The 24,134-nt window shown below is 68.5% G+C and carries 15 protein-coding genes and 1 pseudogene; 11 read left to right on the top strand and 5 right to left on the bottom strand.

Going from position 1 to position 24,134, the window contains the following annotated elements; genetic code table 11:
- Positions 1-8 precede the first annotated feature (8 nt).
- From D7044_RS14365 to D7044_RS14350, 3 genes are all read left to right on the top strand, one after another.
- Positions 9-713 carry a GntR family transcriptional regulator gene (locus D7044_RS14365; protein WP_233563340.1) on the top strand — a complete coding sequence of 235 codons (705 nt, stop codon included), beginning with the start codon at positions 9-11 and terminating at the stop codon, positions 711-713.
- A gap of 403 nt (positions 714-1,116) precedes the next feature.
- Entirely contained in the window at positions 1,117-3,207 is a 2,091-nt protein-coding gene (locus D7044_RS14360; RefSeq protein ID WP_120681039.1) for an OmpL47-type beta-barrel domain-containing protein, read from the top strand.
- A 785-nt stretch (positions 3,208-3,992) separates the two neighbouring features.
- Positions 3,993-5,003 (top strand): CHRD domain-containing protein, encoded by a 1,011-nt coding sequence (locus D7044_RS14350; protein ID WP_158610003.1) that lies wholly within the window; start codon positions 3,993-3,995, stop codon positions 5,001-5,003.
- 550 nt (positions 5,004-5,553) lie between these two features.
- On the opposite strand, the gene D7044_RS14345 is transcribed toward D7044_RS14350, so the two are convergent.
- Positions 5,554-7,371 (bottom strand): CocE/NonD family hydrolase, encoded by a 1,818-nt coding sequence (locus tag D7044_RS14345; protein WP_120689212.1) that lies wholly within the window; start codon positions 7,369-7,371, stop codon positions 5,554-5,556.
- Between the two features lie 297 nt (positions 7,372-7,668).
- Between D7044_RS14345 and D7044_RS32385 the strand changes: the two genes are divergently transcribed.
- The gene (locus D7044_RS32385; RefSeq protein ID WP_158609383.1) at positions 7,669-7,809 is read left to right on the top strand and encodes a hypothetical protein; all 141 of its coding nucleotides are present in this window, start codon (positions 7,669-7,671) and stop codon (positions 7,807-7,809) included.
- The gene (locus tag D7044_RS14335; RefSeq protein WP_120689211.1) at positions 7,810-8,865 is read left to right on the top strand and encodes a CapA family protein; all 1,056 of its coding nucleotides are present in this window, start codon (positions 7,810-7,812) and stop codon (positions 8,863-8,865) included.
- Between the two features lie 129 nt (positions 8,866-8,994).
- On the opposite strand, the gene D7044_RS14330 is transcribed toward D7044_RS14335, so the two are convergent.
- Positions 8,995-9,405 carry a DUF2267 domain-containing protein gene (locus D7044_RS14330; protein WP_158610002.1) on the bottom strand — a complete coding sequence of 137 codons (411 nt, stop codon included), beginning with the start codon at positions 9,403-9,405 and terminating at the stop codon, positions 8,995-8,997.
- Between the two features lie 289 nt (positions 9,406-9,694).
- Here D7044_RS14330 and D7044_RS32380 point away from each other — a divergent pair, with 289 nt between their 5' ends.
- Positions 9,695-9,847 carry a hypothetical protein gene (locus tag D7044_RS32380; RefSeq protein WP_158610001.1) on the top strand — a complete coding sequence of 51 codons (153 nt, stop codon included), beginning with the start codon at positions 9,695-9,697 and terminating at the stop codon, positions 9,845-9,847.
- 102 nt (positions 9,848-9,949) lie between these two features.
- On the opposite strand, the gene D7044_RS14325 is transcribed toward D7044_RS32380, so the two are convergent.
- Positions 9,950-14,194 carry a glycosyl hydrolase 115 family protein gene (locus D7044_RS14325; protein WP_158610000.1) on the bottom strand — a complete coding sequence of 1,415 codons (4,245 nt, stop codon included), beginning with the start codon at positions 14,192-14,194 and terminating at the stop codon, positions 9,950-9,952.
- Between the two features lie 10 nt (positions 14,195-14,204).
- Between D7044_RS14325 and D7044_RS14320 the strand changes: the two genes are divergently transcribed.
- The 4 genes and pseudogenes from D7044_RS14320 to D7044_RS33625 all read left to right on the top strand — a co-directional run.
- Complete coding sequence (locus D7044_RS14320) at positions 14,205-15,173, top strand: LacI family DNA-binding transcriptional regulator (protein WP_199716624.1); 969 nt, start codon at positions 14,205-14,207, stop codon at positions 15,171-15,173.
- A 415-nt stretch (positions 15,174-15,588) separates the two neighbouring features.
- Positions 15,589-18,189 carry a M36 family metallopeptidase gene (locus tag D7044_RS14315; RefSeq protein ID WP_233564985.1) on the top strand — a complete coding sequence of 867 codons (2,601 nt, stop codon included), beginning with the start codon at positions 15,589-15,591 and terminating at the stop codon, positions 18,187-18,189.
- A 165-nt stretch (positions 18,190-18,354) separates the two neighbouring features.
- Positions 18,355-20,175 (top strand): CocE/NonD family hydrolase, encoded by a 1,821-nt coding sequence (locus tag D7044_RS14310; RefSeq protein WP_120689207.1) that lies wholly within the window; start codon positions 18,355-18,357, stop codon positions 20,173-20,175.
- A gap of 115 nt (positions 20,176-20,290) precedes the next feature.
- Positions 20,291-20,428, top strand: a pseudogene (locus D7044_RS33625) (IS701 family transposase); the annotation flags it as partial.
- Between the two features lie 177 nt (positions 20,429-20,605).
- Here the strand turns inward: D7044_RS33625 and D7044_RS32635 are convergent.
- Entirely contained in the window at positions 20,606-20,995 is a 390-nt protein-coding gene (locus D7044_RS32635) for a hypothetical protein (protein WP_199716623.1), read from the bottom strand.
- A gap of 504 nt (positions 20,996-21,499) precedes the next feature.
- A complete protein-coding gene (gene uxaC / locus D7044_RS14290; protein WP_199716622.1) occupies positions 21,500-22,921 on the bottom strand; it encodes a glucuronate isomerase in 1,422 nt (473 codons plus the stop codon).
- Positions 22,922-23,100: 179 nt separating this feature from the next.
- Here uxaC and D7044_RS14285 point away from each other — a divergent pair, with 179 nt between their 5' ends.
- Positions 23,101-24,090 carry a LacI family DNA-binding transcriptional regulator gene (locus D7044_RS14285; protein ID WP_120689204.1) on the top strand — a complete coding sequence of 330 codons (990 nt, stop codon included), beginning with the start codon at positions 23,101-23,103 and terminating at the stop codon, positions 24,088-24,090.
- Positions 24,091-24,134 lie beyond the last annotated feature (44 nt).

Raw genomic sequence — 24,134 nt, 5'->3', positions numbered from 1 at the left:
GTGAGACCGTGACGGACGCCACCGGGCGCCTGGCCCCGGACACGCTCTCCTTGCCACAGCTGGGAGGCCGACCCAACCTTCGCCAGGAGATCGCCCATGCCCTGCGCGGCGCGGTCATCACCGGGCAGCTGCGCGTCGGCGTGCTGTACTCCGTGCCGATGCTCGTAGAGCAGTTCGGTGTCTCCGCCACGCCAGTACGCGAAGCGATGCTCGACCTCGCCAACGAGGAACTGGTCACGATCGTTCGAAACAAAGGCTTCCGAGTCACGGAGCTGACCGACCGGGACCTGGACGAGATCACCTCACTGCGCGCGCTGATTGAGGTGCCCACCGTGGCCGAGATCGCCCGGGCCATCAACGAGCCCACCCGGGCGGCGGTCGAGGCGCTGCGTCCCCTGACGAAGGAGGTGGAGCGCCTCGCCGAAACCGGCGACCTCATCGGCTACGTCGAGGTCGACAGGCGTTTCCATCTCGCGCTGCTCGCCCTCGCCGGCAACCGGCATCTCATCGACGTGGTCGGGAACCTACGGGCCCGCAGCCGGCTGTACGGCCTGCAAGAGCTCGCCGAGCGTGGCGAGCTGGGGCGTTCGGCCGCCGAGCACGAGCAGATCGTCGATCTGGTGGTGGCCGGCGATGCGCCGGGGGCGGCGGCGCTGATGCGACGCCACATCGGCCACGTCCGGGGCTCCTGGGCCGGCCACCACGAACCCTGACCGCCAGCACCGGGCGGCCGCGGCGGATGAAGTCGAAGAGCTGCGCTGGCAACAACGCGGCGGTGGACGACTTCGGGGCACCGAACATCGTGCACGGTATCAAGGGAGTGACCGCGCGGCTCTGTAGCACATTGTCGCGGCAATAGGAACACGTGGTGGGCCGGCAATCGCCGGCCCACCGTTTTTCCATCGTCGTGTGATGAGGGGATCGCGTGCGAGGAAAGGGGCGCCGGCCGACGATGCGACAGTGGTTCGATGCAGCGGCGAGAAACTACGACGATTGTAGATAGTTGGCCCCGTCTATGAATGCATAGGGTTCTGGACCAGGTCCCTTTCGTGGCGGTGTCCTCCGGACGGCGGCCCTGTCGCGGATCTACTGTGTCCAGAATCGGAGGAAGCCGCTATGGCCAGGCCTTTTTCGACCGCCATCGCGCTCGGTGCACTCATTGTGCCCGGCGTCATGGTCGTCGAGTCATCCGCGTACGCGAAGGAGTCGGTGGAGAGGCAGGTCGACCTTTCGGTGGGGTTGTCCGACCACATCAATTTGGCCGGGACCGGGTTGGTGCCGGCGGTTCTGCGGAGCGCCGCGGCATTCGACGCAACCGCCGTGGACCCCGGAAGTGTGCTGCTCGGCACGCCCGAGGCCGGGGGTGCCTCACCCGCAAAATGGGCAGACGGCTCCGTGATCGCGACGAAGACGGATGTCGACGGCGATGGCCGAAATGACCTCGTGCTGCACTTCGACAAGGCGGATCTCACGAGCGACGGCGGACTCGGTCCGGACAGTGCCGAATTGACATTGTCCGGTCGTCTGTCCGACGGCGGCGAGATCACGGGTACCGACCACGCCGACACGGAGGTCGCACTCGAAATCAAGTTCGCCGAATCCCTCAAGATTCGTGGTGCGAATGCCGACCTACGCAGCGAGCGCGGCCAGAGCCTGCAGCGGGTCGAGAGTGTCCTCGACCGGCACGGCCGGGTCCGTGACCTCGAACCGATGGTGCAGACGGTCTCCTCTGCCGAGCTGACCGAGCTCGCCGACGAGGCGGCGGAGCGCACGGGCGAGGCTGTGCCCGACATGTCCTCCTGGTACCGCCTCACCATGCCCTCCGGGGTCGACGCCGAGGCTGTCCGCGCCGAGCTCGCGGCGCTGCCCGAGGTCGTGCACGTCTATCCGGTGCCGGAGCCGGTGCCGCCGCCGTCGACCACGCCGGACTTCACCGGTCGGCAGGGCTACCTCCGCCCGGCGCCGACCGGAATCGACGCCGACTTCGGCCGGCACGACCCGCGGCTGCGCGGCGCGGGAATCAAGGTGGCGGACCTTGAGTACGACTGGAACCCGTTCCACGAGGATCTGCAGCTGGACTGGTCAAGCGACCTGGGCGGCGAGGCCTTCCCGCGCTACACGGGCTTTGCCGACGAGCACGGCACGGCGGTGTTCGGCATCATGGGCGGCCGTGACAACGAGTACGGGGTCACCGGTGGGGTTCCCGACGCGCAGCTCTACGGTATTTCGCCGAACCAGCGGCTGGCCAACGGTCGCACCTCCTGGAGCCCCGGGCCGGCGCTGGCCTACCTGGCCGCCAACGGCAATCTGCGACCCGGCGATGTCGTGCTGCTGGAGCAGCAGACCTCCAGCCCGCTCGGCAGCACCCGGTACGCGCCGCTGGAGTGGATCCCGGCAGTGTTCGACGCGATCAAGCTGCTGACCGGGCTGGGCGTCACCGTGGTCTCGACCGGCGGTAACGGCAACACCAACTCCGACGACCCGATGTACACCCGCGACGGCATCCGCTGGTTCGACCCGGCCGTGCAGCACTCCGGCTCGATCATGGTCGGCGCCGGTAGCAGCACCGACCACGAGCGGCTCAGCTTCTCCAACTACGGCACCCGGTTCGACCTGCAGGGCTGGGGGCACAACATCACCACCACGGGGGGCAACGGGAACCTGCAGGGTGGCACGAACCCGGCAGACCTCAACGTTCGCTACACGCAGTCGTTCGGTGGTACGTCGGGCGCCGGGCCGGTTGTGACGAACGCCGTCGTGGCCATCCAGTCGTATCTCAAGGCCACCGGCCAGGAGCCGTGGAGCGGCCAGGAGATCGTCGAGGTGCTGAGGGCCACGGGAACGCCGCAGGGTGCGACCACGGCGGGTGAGCAGATCGGGCCGCTGCCCAACCTGGAGGCGGCCCTGAAGATGATCGAGGTGGATGCGCCGGTGTCGACCATCGCCCTGAGCCATCACGCCAACAGCGATGTGCCCTGGGTGGCCAACCCGCTGGCGACGCTTCGTGCCGACGACGGGTGGGGCGTCGGTGTCGCCCGCATCGAGTACCGGCTCGATGGCGGGTCGTGGAAGCAGTACCAGGCGCCGTTCCGGGTCAAGGGACCGGGCGAGCGGACGATTGAGTACCGCGCGATCGACAACAACGGCAATGTCGAGAAGGCCAACACGCTGACCTTCAGCAACCCGCGGGTGCCGGTGCACCAGTAGTCCGCTCTGCGGGCCTACCTCGGTCAGGTTGCCGAGGTGGGCCCGGCTGCTGACCGCTTCCGTCGCGTCCTGTTCATCGGCCACTGTGGACGCCGGGCCGAGGGGGAGGGGTGTCGGCGACGGCAGGTTCTTGACCGCTGCCTCGCCGCTGCAGCGCGAGATCGGTCGCTTCCAACGTGACGTCCAGAAGGTCGTCGTCTCCGACACTCTGACCGACCGAGAGGTGTCCGCGCACCCGGCGACCGTCGTTCGCCCCTCGTGGCCGATCGCGTCGAGCGCGTCGCAGTAAACCGCCATGAGGTCGGGGAACTTCGGGGCCATAACCGTGGTGGCGCCGCTCTTGACGGGCTCGCCCTTGATCAATAGCGGCCGAGAACGGTTCGACGCGAGACGCGTCTCGCTGCTCGACGAGGTTGTGCGCTCGTCCATGACGAAGACTTCCCAGTCTTTCCGAAACGCCCGGCGGGTGTACCGATTGGTAAACCCGGTGGACGGATGCGCGGTCCGATGGAAGGCGGCCTCGCCGAACCGCGCGGGTCGTCGCAGAGCACCCAGCGCGGTCCACCGCGCTCGAAGATCCCTGACGGGCAGATCAGTGAATGGAGCCCACCTTTGCCGCGAAGGTGGAACAATTTCACAAAGGGTGCCAATCGAACCGAGTGCTGGACGGTCGCGACGATCACGTCCACCGGCGCGCGGCACCTTTGCATTGCCTGAGTCCCACCATGGGCGGTTTGTCCGCCGCTGATTCGGGCTCGGGCCCCACCGAGGAAGGGACCAGCATTATGGGACGGACCAGACTCTGGACGGTGGCGATGGCGGCCAGCGCGGCGGTCGCGGCCAGCGCCATCGGCACCACCGCCCTGGCCGACGGCCGGGACGACTCGGGCGACAAACGCGACTCGCACGACTCGCGGGACTGGAGTGACTCGCGGGACGCCAAGGAGGTGAACGTCCGCGCCAAGCTCAGCGGCTTCGAGGAGGATCCCAAACCGATCTCGACGCCCGGTTCCGGGCGGTTCGAGGCCAAGATCGACGAACGGGACAAGGAGATCAGGTTCAAGCTGAGCTACGAAGACCTGAAGGACGTCCAGCAGGCACACATCCACTTCGGAGGCAGACACCAGAGCGGCGGCGTCGCCGTCTTCCTGTGTTCGAACCTGAAGGACGCGAAGGGTGGCCATTCGGCGGACGTCCAGTCCTGCCCGCAGGCCCCGGCCAAGATCGAGGGCACCATCAAGCCCGACGACGTGGTGGGCCCCGCCGACCAGGGCATCCAGCCCGGCGAGTTTGACGAGCTCGTCGACGCGATCGAAGCGGGTGTCACGTACGTCAACGTGCACACCAAGCAGTTCCCGAACGGCGAAATCCGCGGCCAGATCAAGACCGACGACAAGCACAAGGACAGCAAGGACTGGGCCCGCGACAAGGACGACGACCACCGGGGCACCTCGTGGAGCAGCGACGAGGACCGGGACTGGAACGAATTCAGGAAGGCGTGGGACGACCACGAGGACCGGGATTGGGGGACAAGGGCCACGAGGACAAGGGCCACGAGGACAAGGGCCACGAGGACAAGGGCCACGAGGACAAGGGCCACGAGGACAAGGGCCACGAGGACAAGGGCCACGAGGACAAGGGCCACGAGGACAAGGGCCACGAGGACAAGGACGACAAGCACAAGGACGACAAGGACAAGGGCCACGAGGACAAGGACGACAAGCACAAGGACGACAAGGACAAGGGCCAAGACCACGACAAGTGAGCCCGTGGCCTCACGACAGCGGAACGCCTGACCACCACAAGGGGTCAGGCGTTCCCCGTGCACGGCTGCGGCGCCGGAACGGCCCGCCGTCGGTGGTGACGAACCACGTCCCGCTGAGTGCCCGGCGACGTTCTTCACCTTCGGGCTCCGCACCAACGTGGCGGCCCCGACGGCGGCCTGCTCCCACAAGGGCGGGTCGGCGGCGAGGGGATGGCGAGGCTCGCGTGGTGCTCGCGCCTGTCGGGCGAGGCCGTTTGCTGCGACTCAGCCCATGCGTCGACGGCTGCGGCGAACTGTGCGACGGGAAGCCTCACGATGACGGCGTCGCCCGATGATCGCCCGCTCTTGGAGACCTCCCAGGGCCTCTCCGGCCTCTCCATCGCACCCCAGCGAGGACGCGGCCCGGATCTGCCGGGAGCACGCGGACCTGCACGCGTGCACCGACCGTCGCGAGCCCCGCCGCACAGAGTGTCGGCTGTTCTACCGGCGGCAGGTCAGCGACGGAGCCGCACGTTGTGCGCGCACGGCCGTAACGGGCTGCCCGGCACCCGCCAGGCGGCGAGCACCGGGCAGCCGTTCGGTCAGCCGTTCCTGGACAGCCGCAGCGGGAACGTGCCGCGGCCGATGTCGCTGAGCGTGGTGGTGTTCGCCGTCAGGAACGTGTCGAGGAACGGCGAGCGGTCACCCCGGGTCGGCACGTCGTAGCGCGGGTTCTGCACGTCCAAGGTGAGCCGGGCGTCGGAGACCTTGATCGTGTGGCCCGAGGGGACGTCCCGCCACCTGTTGGAGTCGATGGTGCCGATCTGGACTCCGAGCTGGTGCCCACGCTTGACGGTCCAGTCGGTCGACTTCAGATCGAAGGAGATCCGTCCGCCGCGTTCGATCAGCGCAACGTTCTCGTCGAACATCGTCGCCGTACCGTCGGGAGCGACGTCCCACAGGCGCACCATCACGTTCCCGCTCGTGCTCGCCTTGAGGGAGATCCTCGGTGTGCCGGTGATCCGCAGCGCCTGGGAGGCGGGCGTGGACCAGGTCCAGAAGCTGGAGGCCGAGGCGTCGCCCTGCCCGGCGGCGTTCTTTTCGGCATGGGACAGCACCTCCATGCGCGGCGCCCGCTCCATGTCCCAGCGGCCCTGGTCCACCGCCCTGGACTCGGCGGCCGCCGCCGAGGCGCCGCCGTTGTCGACGTACCGGCCGGTGGAGAGCCGCGCGTCGTACGACGTTCCAATCACCGGCCAGGTCTTCTGCGCGCGCCAGTGGCCGAGGCTGTCCTCGATGGCGTACGCGGGATCGGTCACCGATGGGGGCGTGCCGCGGAGGTACTGGTCGTAGAACCGCATCACCTCGTCGAACCAGCCGGCACGGCCCATCTGCAACCGGCCGTCGCCGTCGGTGTCGTTGCCCCGTACGTGGTCCCACTGACCGAGCCAACCGCGCTCCGGGCCGCGGTGGTTGGTCAGGTACTCGTCCATGTCCTCAGGTTTGGTGTTGGACTCGATGAAGCCCTGGGTCACGAACAACGGCGTGCGGGTGCCAGCAGCATCCTTGGCCAGGTTCCTGGCCCTCCAGTACGCCGAATCGGCGTCAGGGTTGTTGTTGTTGGTGATGTTGTCGCTCAGGCACTCCGGATGGCTCGCCTCGTAGAGGGCGTTCGCCTTGTACCGGTCGCTGTCGTCGGCCATCGCAGGCATGACCGCGATCGAGTTGTACGCCGCGGGCGTGCCCGTGACATTGGGGCGGGGCACCTTGTTGCTGAACAGGTAGTTGTACATGTCCCAGAGGGGCTCCTGGGCGACGACCGCCTTCAGGGCGTTCATCTTGAGGTTGTTGCCCACCAGCCCGGTGACGGCGTCGTAGGACTTGCCGTACATCCCGATCTTTCCGTTGGACCACGGCTGGCTGGCCGACCACTGGATGGCCGCCCGGACGTCGGCCTGTTCGCCTGGGCCGGCCCAGTCCAGGCATCCGGTGCTGCCGCCGAAGCCGCGCAGGTCGACCATGACGAAGGTGTAGCCGCGTGCCATCAGGTCGGCGCCGTCGACGAGGTCCTGGAAACGTGCCGACGGTCCGACTCGGTCCCAGCCCTCGGGGCCGGTCTGCCCGGCGTGGGCGAAGTAGGGGCCCACGGAGAGGATCACCGGCGTCTTCGCATGTGCCGGCAGGTGTGCTGGGCGCAGCACGTCGGCGTGCAACTCGACGCCGCTGCCGTCGGAGGACGGGAAGTACGCCTCCGTCCACGCCGCCCCCTCGGGCACCCGTGGGTTCTCGTCATGGGTGATCGACTCGTCGGTTGTCGCGGCTGTCTGTGCGGCCGCGGGCGATCCGCCCGCGGTTAAGATCGTGACGATGGCCAATGCCCCGGCCGCCGCAGCGGCCGATGCCTTCCTGCCACGGTTCATCCCTGCTCCCCTGACATCAATTCCAGACGAGGCCCGCCTGGTCGCCTAGCCGAGCGTAGTGACGCCCGTCGTTCTTGTCGCCCCTCGGGGCCGTCCTCGACCTTCACCGGATCCGACCGCCGCAGGGCACACGAACGCGGCTCGTCCTACACTCCCGGCACCGCGAAGCGGCCGCGTCGCGGCGGGTTTCACTGCTTCGATCGGACGCCCTCAGTCGGTCCGCCGGGCGTAGGCCTCTCGGGGAACGCGGTAGGCCAGGTCGGCTGCCGTCTCGATCGCCTCGTCCTCGGTCAGTCGGTGTTCGAGGACGAGGCGGGCCGGGTAGCCGGCGTCGATCTGTCGGGAGAGGTCGTTCCAGCCGGGAACTACGAAGGCCGGGCCAAGGGCAATCTGGCCGAACCGGACCAGGGTCGGCTGGGTTTCCGTACGCTGCGCTGAGTGAACTGGGCACGATGCTTCGTCGCGTTGGCGGCGACCCTGCTTGTTGTGGCGTGTGATCCCGCCCGGACCTCGCCGGCCGGTGCGCCTACCGGCTCCGCCTCTCCGGCCTCTCCATCGCAGCCCACCGAGATCACCTTGGCCTTCGCGGGCGACGTGCACTTCACCGACCGGACGGCCGATCTGCTCGGCGACCCGGCCACCGCGTTCGGGTCGATCTCGTCGACCCTGTCGGCCGCAGACCTGGCGATGATCAACCTGGAGACGGCGGTCACCACGCGCGGCACCCCCGAGCCGAAGCAGTTCCATTTCCGAGCGCCGGCAAGCGCATATGACGCGGTAAAGGCCGCCGGCATCGATGTCGTGTCGATCGCCAACAACCACGCGCTGGACTACGGGCGGACGGGGCTGGCCGACACCGTGGACGCAGCCAAGGCCGCCGGCATGCCCGCCGTCGGGGCGGGGGCCGACGCGGCGGCAGCGTACCGGCCGTGGATCACCGAAATACGCGGTACCAAGATCGCTGTCCTCGGCTTCAGCCAGATCTCCGAGCTGTGGTCAGAGTGGAGAGCCACCGACAACCGGGCCGGCATCGCGATGGCCCGGGACCTGCCGCGCGCCGTCGAAGCGGTACGCGCCGCACGACGTCAGGCCAGCGTGGTTGTCGTCTACGTCCACTGGGGCGCCGAGGGCGACGCGTGCCCCACCGCCGAGGCTCGCGCGTTCGCGGGCGAAATGGCCGAGGCGGGTGCCACGATCGTGGTCGGCACCCACGCTCACCTGTTGCTCGGCGACGGATGGCTCGGTAACACCTTCGTTCAGTACGGGCTCGGCAACTTCCTGTGGTGGCGTGACGACGCGTACAGCAACGACACGGGAGTGCTGCGGGTGACCCTCGAAAATACGGCGATCTCGAAGACGGAACTGCTGCCCGCGACGATCTCCCGACGCACCGGTCGGCCCGAACTCGCCAGCGGGGAGGACGTGGCCCGGATCCACCGGGAGTACGCGGACCTGCGCGAGTGCACCGGACTCGCCGCGAGCCCCGTCCGATAGGGCGCAGCGTGCTGCCGGCGGCAGGTCAGCGACGGAGCCGCCGGGAGCAGGAGGTCATCGCCAGCGGCACCGTCGTCCGCGAACGTAGGTGAAGGAAGGCGTGGGCAGCTGCTGCCCTCAAAGAGCGTGCTACGCGCCGGACGGCTGCCCGCCACCGGCACCCACCGGTTCGATCACCTGCCAGAAGTCCTTCGAAAGCTGGGCCGCCGCGTTCTGGAACTCGTCACGGGTGACAGCCTCACGGAGCGTGGTGAGCACCGCGGCGACCCCGGGACCGGCGAGCGCACGGTCGATGTTCGGGCGGTCCGCCACCCGCCGCACGAACTCTTCGAGCCCGAACGACGTAGCCTGTTCCCGTCCACGCGGTCCGCGCAGGTGATCGGCCAGCTTGTCCGGAAGCTGATAGGCAAGGTCCTCTGCCTGACCGGCGCTGATCCGATCTGCCAACGTCTCCAGCGTCGTGGCGGTGATTGTCGCCGCCTGATCGGTCGAAACCTTTGCCCGCGTCGCCACTGCGTTGATGAAATCCTGGTATTCCACCCGAGTCCCCTCTCCGGCCGGATCGCCCTCGAAACGCCAGTTACGAGCCCTGACCGTAATGCGCCCGCGGTTGGGTTCAGATGTGCCTTGTCTACGCGTACGGCACCCTCACACCCCGCGGGAAAGGCTCGCGTCGAAGCTGCTCGGGATGTCGCCCGACAGCGTCACGACGTTCAGCCTGGCCTACCCGTATAGGAGAGGCGCATGCAAACCTCACCTCTCGGCTGCCGAGCGACCTGCTACCTCGACAGCCTGCTGGGGCCGGGGGTGAATCTGCCTCATCCGCATCGTGCGAATACGAAGCGACGCGGGTATACGGACTCCCGAGGCGCGCGCCGGCCTGCTCGCCCGGCGCGGACGGGCCGACGAGGCCGTCGCCGCCTACGACGAGGCGGTCGCCCTGACCCACGCCGGCCGGCGGGACCATCTCGTCGGGCGCTGAGAAGCACCCCGCACCTGACGAAACGGCCGGACCTGGAAGGTCCGGCCGTTTCGGTTCGTAGCGGGGCCAGGATCTGGTGGTGCTCTGCTCGATGTCAGAGCGTCATGAGGCGCTCGCTTTCCGGCCGCTGGGGGTCTGGAAGCCGGTGAAGCGGGGTGTGTCGTTCGTGGTCAAGGCGATCTGGTTGAGCACCAGCCCGGCTTCACGGGGCGCCAACGTGATCGTGTGCTCACCGGGCTCGAGCGCCAATGCGGTCGCAGCGACGTTCGTGCTGCCGTACCAGGTCTCGAACCCGGTCTCCGGCCCGGACTTGCTCGACTGGTACCTCCACTGCCCGTCGACGAGCACGTGGTAGGAGTCGGCGTCTGGGTTCGGGTTGCTTGAGTTGACGAACAGGTAGTACGTGCCACCGGTCTGGATGTCGACGGTGAATTCGAGCCGCGGTGGTGCTCCTGCCGCCGAGCTCCCGTTGACCTTCTGGGTCGGGCCGGCCCTGAACAGCGCCTCGGCTTGGGCGGCCGAGGTCGCCAGCCATTGCGCCTTCGCGCTGGCGTCGGCCGGCGGGACGACCTGCAGGCCGTTACGAGCCAGCGCCCAGCCGTGCGTCTCGTTGTTGCTGGCGGTCGCGTGGGCGGAGGCACTGTTCTCGAGCGCGTCGGCCGCGTCAAGGATGACCAGGCCGTCCTGTTCCAGGTACGGGCCGACGGGCGCGCCCTCGGCCCTGCCCACCGTGACGGGCGCCACCCAGGTCTCGCCGCCACCGGTGGTGATGGAGACCTCGGCTCTTCCGGCCCGGTGCCCGGTGATGCTCAGCTCGCCGTCGGTGATCGTGACTGAGGCGGCGGTCTTGTTGTCCGATTCCGCGGTCGCCACGTCGGTCACACCCTCGACCGTGCTCGTCCGGCCCACCGACGTCTCGATCGCGGGCAGCCGGTGGAGTTCCGGCATCACGCCGGGAAGTGGCGCGACGGTTGCCTTCTCGGGTGCCGCGATGTTGTTCGGGCTCTCGGGTGGGCCGACGAGGCCGTCGCCGACCGCGCCGTCGCGGGTCTCGATGATGATCCGGTCGAAGAGGATCGCTGCGTCCGAGCGGTAGACCATCAGGTCGTGCCAGCCCGGTGTGGTCACGTCGACGGTGAAGTTCAGGGGTTCGATCTGACGCATGATGTTGAATCCCCAGGTGCTGGTGCTCGTACCGGCGACGGAGTTGCCGCGCAGCAGGCTGGGGGACTGGTCGTCGAGCCCGACCGCCGTGCGCGCGGTTCGCGGCGTGCCGTCGTCCTCTGTGCCTTCGTTCAGCGTCGGAATCCGGTAGAAGGTCCCGGTGAACTTTCCGGTGGAGGCGAAGTAGACCCGGTATTTCAGGCGGGCGGTCGTCTCGAAGCCGGAGTCGACCCGGGGCGCGATCTCCGGGAAGCTGCCCATCGATGCCCCGCGCTGACCCACGCCCTGAAGGGGGGCCCACCGGGTCCCGTCGGCGCCGGGCACGTTCTCGGAGAAGTGCTCGGCTTCGAGGGCCACGTATCCGTTGGCCTCCAGGTGCGCCGGCTCGGTGACACGGTGCAGATCCACGGCGGCCCGCTTCGCGTTGACGGTGAACGTCGCGACCGGGTCGCCGACCTTGGCGCCGTCGACGGCGTTGAAGACCCGGATCGTCCCCGTCGTGGCGGGGTGGTCTTTGGCGACGGTCACCGTGACTCGTTGCTCTGTCGCGGTCGTGCCCGATCGCTGGGAGAGGGTGATCCACGGGGCGTCCGCCTCGGCGACCCACTCCTGCCGGTTGGCTACGTCGTCGCGGGAGAACACGTCGAAGAACCGCTTGTCGTCGGGCGCGGCCGAGTTGAACGTCAGCGTGCCGCGGCCAGGCTCCTTGCCGCCCTCGGCGGCGGCGCCCACCGCGTCGGTCGGGGCGGCGACCCGGGCATACCGGTCGTTGGTGAGCATGACGGCGCCCTCATTCGGGAAGCCTTCGGGATGGCTGTGGCCGATGGCGTGGTCCCACTTGCCGTGACTGATCGTGTTCCAGTACTCCTCGTCGGTGAGGATGCGCTCGCGGGCCTGTTTCGAGAGCAGCTCGTAGCTTCCCGCGCTGGCGTAGCGACCTTGGGCGGCTGCGAGCTGGTTCTTCCAGTAGTAGCCGATGTGCTCGGCCATGTTGCGGTAGGACCGGACTCGGTGGAGCACCTGCTGATAGAACGCGGAGCGATAGCGCGGGTCGAGCTTCGCGGAAGCACCCTCGAGAATCCTGACCAGTTCGTTGGACTCGTTGATGTGGCGCTGGAGCTCGTCTCCGTCGGAGGTGGCGCTGAACGGGAAGACCTGGCCGTCGTGGATCCTTCCGGAGTTCGCGTTGGACGAGTTGACCTCGCCCCAGAACTCGGCGCGCTTGGTGTTTTCGAGCGCGTCGAACCTTTTCAGCGCGTCGGTGACCACGGCGGCGTTGGTGCCCTTCAGCCGGAAGTCTCGCTGCAGGTGCTCGGTGAGGAACTTGCTTCCGATGTTCGTGTCGTCATAGCCGTCGACGTCCCATGCGAGCTTGGCGAACAGGTCGAGCTTGATCTCGCCGGGCTTGATGTCCCCGACGTTGAGGATCCAGTAGCGGCCCGCACCGGAGTTCCAGGCGCGACGCAGCTGCTGCACCATCAGGGACATCGGCGTCGAGTTCAGCCACAGGTAGCTCTTCGGCTCGCCCCAGTAGGAGATGTGGTAATAGACGCCGTTCCCGCCGGAGCGGGCGGCCTCGGTCCGCGTGGGCACCTGGCGCAGGTAGCCCTGGTTGTCCTCGGCCCACATCAGGGTCACATCGTCGGGGATGTGGTCCTTCAGACCGGCGTTGTAGAGATCGTTCATCTCCTTGTAGGGGATGAACACCTGCGGCACAGCGTCGGCGCTGCCGTAGACCTCCGCGATCATCTTGCGCTGCTCGCGAATGACGTCGGCCTCCATCTCGACCTTGTCCTTGAACCCGTACGGGTTACCGGGTGTGAACACCGCGTCGCTGTCGTGCACTCCGCGGATGCCGAGGGCAAGGATGTTCTCGAAGTCGGCGTTGGCGACCACACGCTGGCGCCAGTACTCCAGGATCGCTGGCTTGTTGATCGAATAGTTGAAGGCCGCCACGGCGTCCGAGCCCTTGATGTCGAGCGCGTCCTTGTTGCGGTCGTACCACTGTCGCCACTCGCCCTCGTTGTTGCGCAGCATCAGCTCCGCGTGGGACGAGGATGCGACCACGCCGAACGCTGCCGCCTCGCGGGCGTTGACCGGTGTCCCCGTGTCGTACGTCCCGGTGTCGGTGACCGCGTTGAACGCCGTCGAAGCCAGGTGCATCGCCGGCCACAGCGTGTTCAGCCTCAGCCGCAGCATCAGCTCGTAGACGTGCCGGTAGAAGTTGACATCAGGTGTGCCGTCGCCGGTGGGGAACTTCCGCTTCGCCCACGCGATGGTGCGTTCCTCGTCGTTGATGAAGAACCCGCGGTACTTGACGTCCGGCCCGTCGTCGACCCGGGTCCTGCCCTTGACGTCGATGTGGTCCCGCTGCCTGACCGGCACGTCGCTGTACCAGTACCAGGGCGAGACGCCGATCTCCTCGGAGATCGAGTAGATCCCGTAGATCGTTCCCCGGGCATCACTGCCCGCGATCACCAGTGCCTTGTCGACCCCGGGCACGGGCTTCGTGATGGTCTTGGCCGCATACGCCTCCCACCTGCCCTCGATCCCGGCGGCCTCGTTGAACTTGCCGGCTCCGACGATTTCGTCGATCAGCCGGCTCTCACCGATCTGGCCGACGATGATCGCGGTCTTGCGACCCGTGGCCTTGGTCAGCAGGGCCGGCAGTTTGCTCTGGTCGGCCTTCGCCAACCGCGTTTCCTTGGCCGACTCGTCGTCGACGAACACGCTCTGCACGTCATTGGGATCGATCGCCCCGGTCACCATGGCGACGTCCTGCCGCAGGTCCTGAACCGCGCGGCGCACCTGCGTGTAGTCTCGATCGCCGTGATCGCCGCCGTAGGACGCGTCGATCAGGATCGGAGCGGTCCTCCGACCGTCGAAGATGGTGAAGTCTCCCGGCGATGCGTGCGCCGGCGTCACCCCCACCGAGGTCAGGGACGCGGCCAGCACAGCGCCGATCGCGACGGCCGCGGACCACCGCCTGGCCCGACCCGCGAAATCGCGCTGGGCGTGTGGCACACCTCGAGTTCTCTGCCCGGGCTGCGACATCCCTTGCTCCTTCCGTCCGACACGCCATCGACTGGCCGGCACGGTCGCAACGTAGGGATCGCGTGACAATTTCTGCAAGGTGTTGCCAGAATTGCCATTGTCGTGGCTAGATGCGTTCGTGGAGCCCACCATCTTTGACGTGGCGCGAGCTGCCGGCGTGGCCGGGTCAACGGTCTCCCGGGCGTTCAACAAGCCTGGCCGGGTCAACGAAGCGACGCGACAGCGGATAGTCGCTGCGGCCGCACAGCTCGGCTACCAGCACCGACCGCAGAACCGCGCCCTTCCGGGTCAACGCCACCGCACCATCGCCATGGTGCTCTCCGACATCACCAATCCCCACTTCTTCGAGCTGATCCGCGGCGCGGAGCAGCGCGCGAAGGCGTCGGACGTCACGCTGGTGATCGTCAACGCCGAGGAATCCCGGCGTATCGAGGAGAACCAGGTCCGCGACCTTGCCTCCGGTGTGGACGGGTTCGTGCTGGCGTCCAGCCGACTCGACGACGAGGCCCTGCGCGACCTCGCCAAACTGCACCGGATCGTCCTGTTCAACCGAGAGCTGCCCGGGTTGATCAGCGTCACGTTCGACACCGTCGCCGGCTGTCAGCAGATCCTGGAACACCTGGCCTCGCTCGGGCACGAGAGCTTCACCTACTGTGCCGGGCCACCCAGCTCCTGGGTGGGAGCGGCGCGTTGGGCGGCGCTGAGCGTCGGGGCCGAAGCGCACGGTCTGACGGCACACCGGATCGGTCCCTACAACCCGAACGTCGCCAACGGCGGGGCCGCCGCCGACGGAGCACTGCGCACCGGTGTGACGGCGGTCGTGGCTCACAACGACCTCCTGGCGATCGGCATCATCCGACGCCTCGCCCAGCGCGGTGTTCGAGTCCCGGCCGACATCAGCGTGATCGGGTTCGACGACATCTTCGCCGCCGACTTCGTCCATCCCTCGTTGACGACCCTTGCCGGGCCCGGTTCGCACGCTGGTCGGCTCGCGGTAGAGCTCTTGATCGAACAGTTCGCCGCACGATCACCACGCGAGAACGAAGCGATCCGTCTGCCTACCGAGCTGGTGCTTCGCGAGTCGTCCGGACCAGCGCAACAGGTGTAGGAGCCATTGATCGAAGTATTTAACAATTGTTCGATGATCGGCCGCAGGTCAAACCGTAGCGTCGGGGCAACTCAACTCGCACGGACCGATTGCGGAAAGTAATCGCCGGGCGAGCGGCGCGAATCACCGCGGCGGGCCGTCCCCCGGCGGTCGTGAGTGGGCGCTCCACGTTGCCAACCCCCGAGGAGTAGCTGTGCCGCCGAACAAACATCCGTCCCGTGGCCGCCGTCCCGCGGCCTTGTTGTTGTCCACGACTCTTGTTGTTGCTCTGACCTCGCTTCCGACGTCGTCCGCTTCGGCGGCTCCGGAGGAGGGTGCGGCGAGGCCGAATCCGATCTTTCTGACTGGTCCGAACGAGGGGACGCCGGACAGCATCGCGATCGACTATCTGCGGGCGAAACCGGTGCAGTACGGCGTGACCGATGCCGACCTGCGTGATCTGGCGGTGGCGTCCCGCTACACGAGCCGGCACAACGGCGTGACGCATGTGAACCTGGCGCAGCGGTACAAGGACCTGGAGGTCTTCGGTGCCACGGCGACGGTGAACGTCGCTCGTGACGGCAGTGTGATCTTCGTGGGTGACTCGCTGGTGTCGGGTCTGTCGGAGAAGGTGTCCGGGACCGCGTCGCTGGACGCCGTGCAGGCGGTGGAGGCGGCCGCGAAGGGCCTGAAGCTGGCCAAGCCGAAGAATCCGCGGGTGGTGAGCCGGGCCGGTGGTGCGGCGAAGCGGACCGTGGTGTCCGGCAGTGGTATCTCGGAGCAGCCGATCCCGGCGAAGCTGGGGTGGCAGCCGACTGACGAGGGGCTGCGCCTGGCGTGGCAGTTGGTCATTGACGACTCGTCGGCTGCGCACCTGTGGAACGCGGCGGTGGACGCCCGGACCGGTGAACTCCTCAACGCCGACGACTGGACCACCCACGAGCACGTCGACGAGCTGCCCGGCACCCTGAGCCAGGTGGAGGGTCGGACGTTGCCGGCCGGCGCCAGCGGCCTGGGCACCCGCGACCCCGCGCAGGACGGATCGAGCTACCGGGTCTACGGCTACCCGACGGAGAGCCCGAACGACGGGCCGCGCACCCTGGTGACCAACCCGGCGGACGGCACCGCGTCGCCGTACGGCTGGCACGACACCGACGGCGTCCCGGGCGCCGAGCACACCACCACCCAGGGCAACAACGTGCACGCGTACCAGGACCAGGACGTCGACAACGCCGCGGACTTCGGCAGCAGCCCCAACGGCGGGGCCGGTCTGAGCTTCGACTTCCCGCTCGACCTCGCGCAGAACCCGCAGAACTACCGGGACGCGGCGACGGCCAACCTTTTCTACTGGAACAACATCATCCACGACGTCTCCTACCTCTACGGCTTCGACGAGGCGTCGGGCAACTTCCAGGTCAACAACTACGGTCGCGGCGGCGCGGCCGGCGACTACGTGCGCGCCGAGGCCGCGGACGGCAACGGTACGAACAACGCGAACTTCTCGACGCCGCCGGTGGACGGCACGGGTACCCCACGGATGCAGATGTACCTGTGGCCGGGCAACCAGTTCGGCGCTCAGAACCAGGTCGTCGTCAATGGCGTCGGTTCCTTCGACGCGTCGTGGTCGCGGTTCAGCCCGGCGCTTTCGGCGGCCGGCCGGTCCGGCCAGTTCGTGTACGGCGGCACCGGCTGTGCGGCGGACGCGTACCCCGGCACGCTGCCGAGCGGCGACTGGATCGCGGTGGTCGACGGCGGCACCGCCGCCTGCAGCTACCTGCAGCGCACCCAGGTCGCCGAGTCCCTCGGCGCCAAGGCGGTCGTGGTCGCGCACGACGCCGCCGGGGCCGCGCCGGTGCTGACCGGTTCCATGACGACCGCGCCGGTCACCATCCCGGCGATCGCCGTGACCCAGGCCGACGGGGCGACCATCAAGGCCGCGATCGCCGCTGGCGACGTCACCGGGTCGGCGCGTAAGCACCCGAACCACCCGGGCATCCGCGACGGCGACCTCGACGCCGGCATCATCATCCACGAGTACGGTCACGGCATCTCCAACCGGCTCACCGGCGGCCCGACGATCAACTGCCTGACGGGCAACGAGCAGATGGGCGAGGGCTGGAGCGACTACTTCGCCGTCACCACCCTGCTCGACCCGAGGCTCGACACGGCCGACGGTCAGCGCGGCCTGGTGCCGTACGTCCTGTTCCAGGAGAACCGGAGCGGTAACGGTCTCCGGCCGCGGCCGTACTCGCGCAACATGGAGGTACAGCCCTTCACGTACGACAGCATCAAGACCGGCGGTTGGCTGAACGGCACCTCCCTGGCCGCGCCGCACGGCATCGGTCACGGTTGGGCGTCGGTCCTCTGGGACATGACCTGGGACCTCATCGACAAGCACGGGCTGAACCCGAACGTCTACGACTCCTGGGAGACCGGCGGTAACAACCTCTCCATGCAGCTCGTGATCGACGGGCTGAAGATGCAGGGCTGTGGCCCGGGCTTCGTGACCGGTCGAAACGCCATCATCGCCGCGGACGCGGCGTTGACCGGTGGCGAGAACGCCTGCACGCTGTGGGCGTCGTTCGCCCGCCGCGGTCTGGGTTACAGCGCGGTGCAGGGCACCACGAACCGGGACGACAACACCGAGGCGTTCGACACGCACCCGTCCTGCCGGGGTGACTTCACCAAGCTGGCCGCGCAGCCGGCGCTGAACGAAGTCGACGCGGGTGACGCGGTGCCGCTGCGGTTCAAGCTGGCCGCCAACCGGGGTCTGGACATCCTAGCCAGCAACTCCCCGTACTCCCGGCTGGTGGACTGCGACACCCTCAAGACCGTCAACCCGGACGGGCCGATCACGCCCCGTCCCACGCCGGTCGCGGCACAGACCCCGGGCGGGTCCAAGATGACCGTCACCGCGAAAGGCCGGTACCTGTACCCGTGGAAGACCGACCCCGCCTGGGCCGGCACCTGCCGCGAGTTCGTCCTGACCCTCGACGACGGCTTCCAGCACCGCGCCTACTTCAAGTTCACCAGCTGAGCCACAGCACCGATCGGTAGCGAACGGAGGGAGCGTCCCGGCCAACGGAACGCTCCCTCCGGTCCGTCCAGACCCGACCAACCGCGACCGATGTACGGCCGCGTTGGACGCGGCGACCCGCCGCGTCACCCAGAGTCACCCATTACGGACGACGAGGAGACATCGATGCAGAGACGGACGACGGCGGCGGCGCTCGGCGTGCTGCTGACCGCGAGCGTCTTCACGGGAGGGGTCGCGGCGGCGACCCCCGCGACGGCGGCGGAGGCCCCGCCGGAGGGGATCACCCACGAGGAGAACGACCGGGTCCCGGAGGGCTCGGTCTGGACGCAGCACTACTTCCCGTCGACGGACGGGGTCGAGCTGCACGCCGACGTGCTGCGGCCCGAGGGACTGCCGGCGGGCGCGAAGACGCCCGTCATCCTCGCCGTCGGGCCCTACTTCGGTCACGCCGGGCAGACCGGGCCCGAGGGCTTCACCCGCACCGGGCCGTCGGCACGCTTCAACGACTTCCTCGAGGGCGCCGACCTCTTCGACGAGGGCTTCACGTACGTCATGGTCGACCTGCGCGGGTTCGGCGGGTCCACCGGCTGCCTCGACAACAAGGGCCCGGGCGAGCAGAACGACGTCCGCGCGGCCATCGAGTGGTCGGCCTCGCAGCCGTGGTCGAACGGCAACGTCGGCATGTACGGCAAGTCCTACGATGGCGCCACCGGTCTGATGGGCAACAACCTCAAGATGCCGCAGCTCAAGGCGGTCGTGGCGCAGGAGTCGATCTGGACCGGGTACAACTACCTGTTCTCCAACGGGGTGCCGCGCCCGAACGCCACCGGCACGCCGAACTCCTACAACAACATCGCCACGATGGACCCGCTGGCCGACGACACCTCGCGCTACCAGGCCAACGCGCGGTACGAGGAGTCGCACCCCGAGTGCCTCAGCAAGAACATCGCGGACAACTACGAACCGGACCCGAACGCCCCCTTCTGGCAGGCGCGTGACATGGCAGCCAAGGCCAAGGGCACGACGACTCCGCTGTTCATCACGGCGGGCTTCATCGAGAGCAACACCAAGCCCGAGGAGATGGAGGAGTTCCTCGAGAACCACGTCGGCCCCGAGCGCGGCTGGCTGGGCCAGTGGGACCACGTGCGCGGCAACGACCGCGTGTCCGACGGACGCCTGGCGATGGGCCGCGAGGGCTGGTTCGACGAGGTGATGAGCTTCTACGACCAGTACCTCAAGGGCGAGAAGCCGACGACGACGTACCCCACTTACTCGATCGAGGACAACCTCGGCGAGTGGCGGGCCGAGCCGACCTGGCCGACCCCCGATCGCCGCATCACCGTGGCGCTCGGCAACGGCACCTACGTCGACGACGGCGGCGCCGCGGGCGTGCCGTACGCGTCGTCGCCGTCCACGCTCGCCCTCCCGAAGAGCCACGGGCAGTGGGACATGGAGAGCGCCCCGAGGCTCGAGGGGCTCGGGGCGACGCGCAAGGCGGCCTCGCCGTCGGCGTCGTCCGACGCGGCCTCCGCGCAGCCGGCGTCGAGCTACCTCGTGTGGTCCGACGTCGTGCGGCAGGAGACGCGGCTGACCGCCACGCCGCGCGTCGAGCTCACGGCTCATGCGGCGGGCAACGTCATGGTCAAGGTGTGGGACGTCGCGCCCGACGGCACGGCGGTGATGTTCGACGAGAACGTATCGCTGGTCGAGAAGGGCCGGGTCGGGTTCGACCTCAAGTCGACCGACTGGACGCTGCAGGCCGGGCACCGGCTCGCGGTCGAGATCGGCTCGATTACGACCGGGAGCTGGCGGGACACGCCGTCGGGCGCCACGATCCGCGTGACCGGCGCGGTCCTGCGGCTGGCGACGGAGAGCACCGCGGACGACGTGCCGACCGCGGGGGAGCGCTCACCGTTCCTCGACAGCTACATCCGGGCGTACACGCGCACCTTCCCGGAGCCGGGCAAGCCGAAATTCCGACTCTGAGCAGCGGTTCAGGATCAGCGCACGCCCGGGCGTGCGCTGATCCTGACACCTCCGGATATCCTCTCGTCAGTGTCAGGAGAGGCTGCCGCGTTGCGGTGGTTGGATCCCTTGCCATCGGATCCCCACCGCCGAGTGGCAGCGGCACAGTTGCGGCCCGGGAGCGAAAGGTCCCCGCGACTACCTGTGGGCGTGGATCACCACCGCCACCCAGCCCGGTGAGCACCGATGGTTGCTCATCCGCCGCGGGCGCACGCGGCGGCCGCCCGCCCAGGTTCGACAAGAACGGCTACGAGGAACGTCACGCGGTGGGGCGCGGCATCAACCGGCTAAAGCGCCACCAGGCTGGGGCCACGAGGTACGACAAGCTTGCGTTCGCTACGAAGCGACCGCGCTGGTCGCCGCCATCAACGAGTGGCTGGGACCAGGACTTTCAGGGCCTTCCCTCATAGGGACCACCCCGGAAGTACATGCTTTCATGCGGTCGGGGACGGTCACCACGCTCATGCGCGGCGTCGGAGCGATCGGCAGGCGTCGACCGCTTGGCCAGCGCGCGCAGCATCTCCAGAGCGGCAAGGATCTCCGAGCGATTGTCCGACTTCTTCATCCACGACGGCATCCGCGCAAACATTGCCCTCGTCGGCCGCGCCCCGCCCCGCTCACGCAATTGGGCGCCGACGTAGGCGGACAGTTCGTTGACGTGCTCCTCGTTGTAGGCCCACAGGATATGGCCGACGCAACGGGTCTGCAGCCACAGGGGCCGCCGGAAGAACGGGTCCTCACTACCGCCCAGTACCGCGCCTACCAGCCCAGCACCCTGCACCTCGGGTTCCCAATCGGTAACGGCGCCGCACCCCCTGCAAGCCAGACGGCGTGGCTGGAACAGGAACTCGCTGAAGTACGCAGGTGCGGGGGGACCAGGCCGGGGAACCACGAGCGCACAGCCACCACATTGCGGACAGACCACAAGCATTCGGCCGGCGAACTGGGCCAACGAGCTCCCTGGGTCATAGTGGCGGGCGAGCCCGGCACTCGGCTCAGAATCCATAGCAGAGAGACTCGCAGGTGCGCGGTGCTGCCTGCGACCGGGGTCTCGAAGCGAATAACAGCACGCCGGCAGCGCTGAGCGATGATTCCCGATATCGCACGAGCCGCTTTCGCAAGAGGCGCCCTTGTTGCTTACGGGATCGATGCCGAGGATCGCGTCGAGGACTCGTCGACTGGTGGCCTCGGTCACGACGTCGGGCCGGTTGAGGACTTGGGGACCGTGCCAGACCGAGACCCTCGGCGCTGTGTGGCGGGTTTCGCTGCATAGACCCGGACGCCCTCACTCGATCCGTCGGGCGTAGGCCTCTCGGGGAAGGCGGTAGGCCAGGTCGGCTGCCGTTTCGATCGCCTCGTCCTCGGTCAGTCGGTGTTCCAGGACGAGGCGGGCCAGGTAGCCGGCGTCGATGCGCCGGGCGAGGTCGTGCCGGGCCGGGATGGACAGGAACGCCCGGGTGTCGTCGACGAAGCCGCTGGTGTTGTAGAAGCCGGCCGTCTCCGTCACCAGTTCGCGGAAGCGGCGCATCCCGTCGGGGCTGTCCAGGAACCACCACGGGGCGCCGAGGCGTACGGCGGGGTAGACGCCGGCGAGTGGGGCGAGCTCTCGGGAGTAGACCGTCTCGTCGACGGTGAAGAGCACCAGCCGGAACCGCGGGTCGCGGCCGAAGGCGTTGAGCATCGGCCGCAGCGAGCGGGTGAACTCGGCCGCGATCGGGATGTCGAAGCCGAGGTCGGAGCCGAAGTCGGCGTGGATTGCAGGGTCGTGGTCGCGGAGCACGCCGGGGTGGATCTGCATGACCAGGCCGTCGTCGCAGGACATCCGGGCCATCTCGTAGAGCATGTGGCCGGCGAAGGCCTCCGTCACGTCGGGGCTGACCGTGCCGTGGCGCGCGTCGGTGTAGATCCGCTGGGCGTCGGCGGGGCTGAGCGGCTCGGTGGCGGCGGTGAGGTGGCCGTGGTCGGTGGCTCGGGCGCCGGCGGCGACGAACGCTGCGCGCCGCGCGCGCAGGGCCGCGAGGTAACCGGCGTAGTCGCCGGTGTCCTCGCCGGTCAGCTGCTGGAGGTGTTCGAGCTGGCGGGTCCAACCGAGGTGGCCGACGTGGGTCAGGGCGTCCGGGCGGAAGGTGGGCACCACCCGTTCCCCGAGTCCGGCCTCGCGGAGCCGGGCGTGGTCGTGCAGCGGTGAGGTGGCGGAGTCGGTGGTGGCGATCAGCTCGATGTTGAAGGTGTCGAGCAGGGTACGCGGCCGGAAGCCCGGTTCGGACAGTCGCGCGTCGATGAGGTCGTAGAGCTCGTCCGCGGTGTCGGGCCCGGGGGTGAGGTCGAGCTTGAGCACCTCGGCGATCTCGTGTTCCAGCCAGTAGCGGCTGGGGGTGCCGCGGAACAGGTGCCAGTGGGTGCAGAAGAGCCGCCAGATGGCGCGGGGGTCCGTTTCGGCCACCGTGCCGTCGAGGCGCGGGACGCCGAGCTGGTCGAGGGTGACACCCTGCGAGACGAGCATCCGGGTCACGTAGTGGTCCGGCACGACCAGCAGGTTGGCCGGGTCGGAGAAGCGTTCGTCGTCGGCGAGGACGGCGGCGTCCACGTGCCCGTGCATGCAGAGCAGCGGCAGCTCCCGCGTGGAGTGGTAGATGCGGCGGGCTACGGCGCGGATGTCGTTGTCGGCCGGTAGCGCGCGGTCGGGGTGCAGACGCAGCTGTGCCACCAATTTCTCCTTCGCGGCTTCGATGGAACGGGCCCTGCAAAGGATTGCATCGACGAGTCTCTGTCACAAGGGCGGCTTTACTGCAGCCGGGGAACATTCATACGCGCGAGTATTGACAGGGTTCTGCAATCGGTTTCAAACTTCGGACGTGACGGTTCCACGATCGAGGAGGTGAACCGTTGCGCACGACGATCCGCGAGGTGGCTCGGGAGGCCGGCGTCTCACCGTCCACCGTGTCCCGGGCGCTGTCGATGCCCGGGCTGGTCAACTCGGTGACCCGGGAACGGGTGCTGCGCGCGGCCCAGCGGTTGGGTTACGAACCGAACCGGGCCGCGCGGGGTCTCATCACCGGCAAGACCGGGAACCTGGGGCTGATCGTGCCGGACCTGGCCAATCCGTTCTTTCCCAGCCTGGTGAAGGGCGTGCAGGCCAGGGCCCGGGAGGCGGACTACGCCGTCTTCCTGGCCGACTCCGACGAGGATCCGGCCGCGGAGAGCGATCTGGTGCGGGTCCTCGCCAAGCAGGTCGACGGGCTCATCCTCTGCTCGCCGCGAGGGCGTGAGGAGGACATCCTCACGCTCGCCGCGACCACGACCCTGGTCATGGTCAACCGGCGCTTCGGGCGGGTTCCGTCCGTCGTCTTCGACAACTCGGACGGGATCGGGCAGGCCGTCGCCCATCTGGCGGCGCTCGGGCACAAGCGGGTTGGGTGGGTCGGTGGACCGCGTGCGTCGTGGTCCGACCGCGACCGGATCCGGGCGCTGCGCGCCGCGACCGCCGCGGCCGGGATGGATCTGTACGTGGCGGGTCACTTCCCGCCCCAGTTCGAGGGCGGGGTCGCCGCGGCGGATCTCATCGTCGCCTCCGGTGTCACGTCCGTCATCGCCTACAACGACGTCATGGCGCTGGGCCTGCTCGGCCGGCTGCGAGACCGTGGCTTGCGCGTACCGCAGGACATCAGCGTGATCGGCATCGATGACATTCAGATGTCGTCGATGTCGTCGCCCACGCTCACCACCGTTTCGCTCGCCAAGGAGCAGGCCGGCCGCGCCGCCGTCGACCTGTTGTTGTCGCTGCTGGAGCGGCCCGACGGTGTGCGCAAGCCGCGTCGGGAGCTGCCCACCCAGCTGCTGGTTCGCGGCTCGACCGGGGTCGCGCCGACCGACTGACATTCCGGCCGGAAGGACGCGCCCCCACCCATCACCACCACCGT

This window comes from Micromonospora musae (assembly GCF_003626635.1).
Lineage (GTDB): Bacteria > Actinomycetota > Actinomycetes > Mycobacteriales > Micromonosporaceae > Micromonospora > Micromonospora musae.
This window is presented reverse-complemented; position numbering and strand designations above follow the sequence as displayed.

Bases quoted from the DNA above. Each gene is read 5' to 3' on its own strand.
- D7044_RS14360 (WP_120681039.1), top strand. From the start codon at position 1,117: ATGGCCAGGCCTTTTTCGACCGCCATCGCGCTCGGTGCACTCATTGTG.
- D7044_RS14350 (WP_158610003.1), top strand. From the start codon at position 3,993: ATGGGACGGACCAGACTCTGGACGGTGGCGATGGCGGCCAGCGCGGCG.
- D7044_RS14345 (WP_120689212.1), bottom strand. From the start codon at position 7,371: ATGAACCGTGGCAGGAAGGCATCGGCCGCTGCGGCGGCCGGGGCATTG.
- D7044_RS14310 (WP_120689207.1), top strand. From the start codon at position 18,355: ATGCAGAGACGGACGACGGCGGCGGCGCTCGGCGTGCTGCTGACCGCG.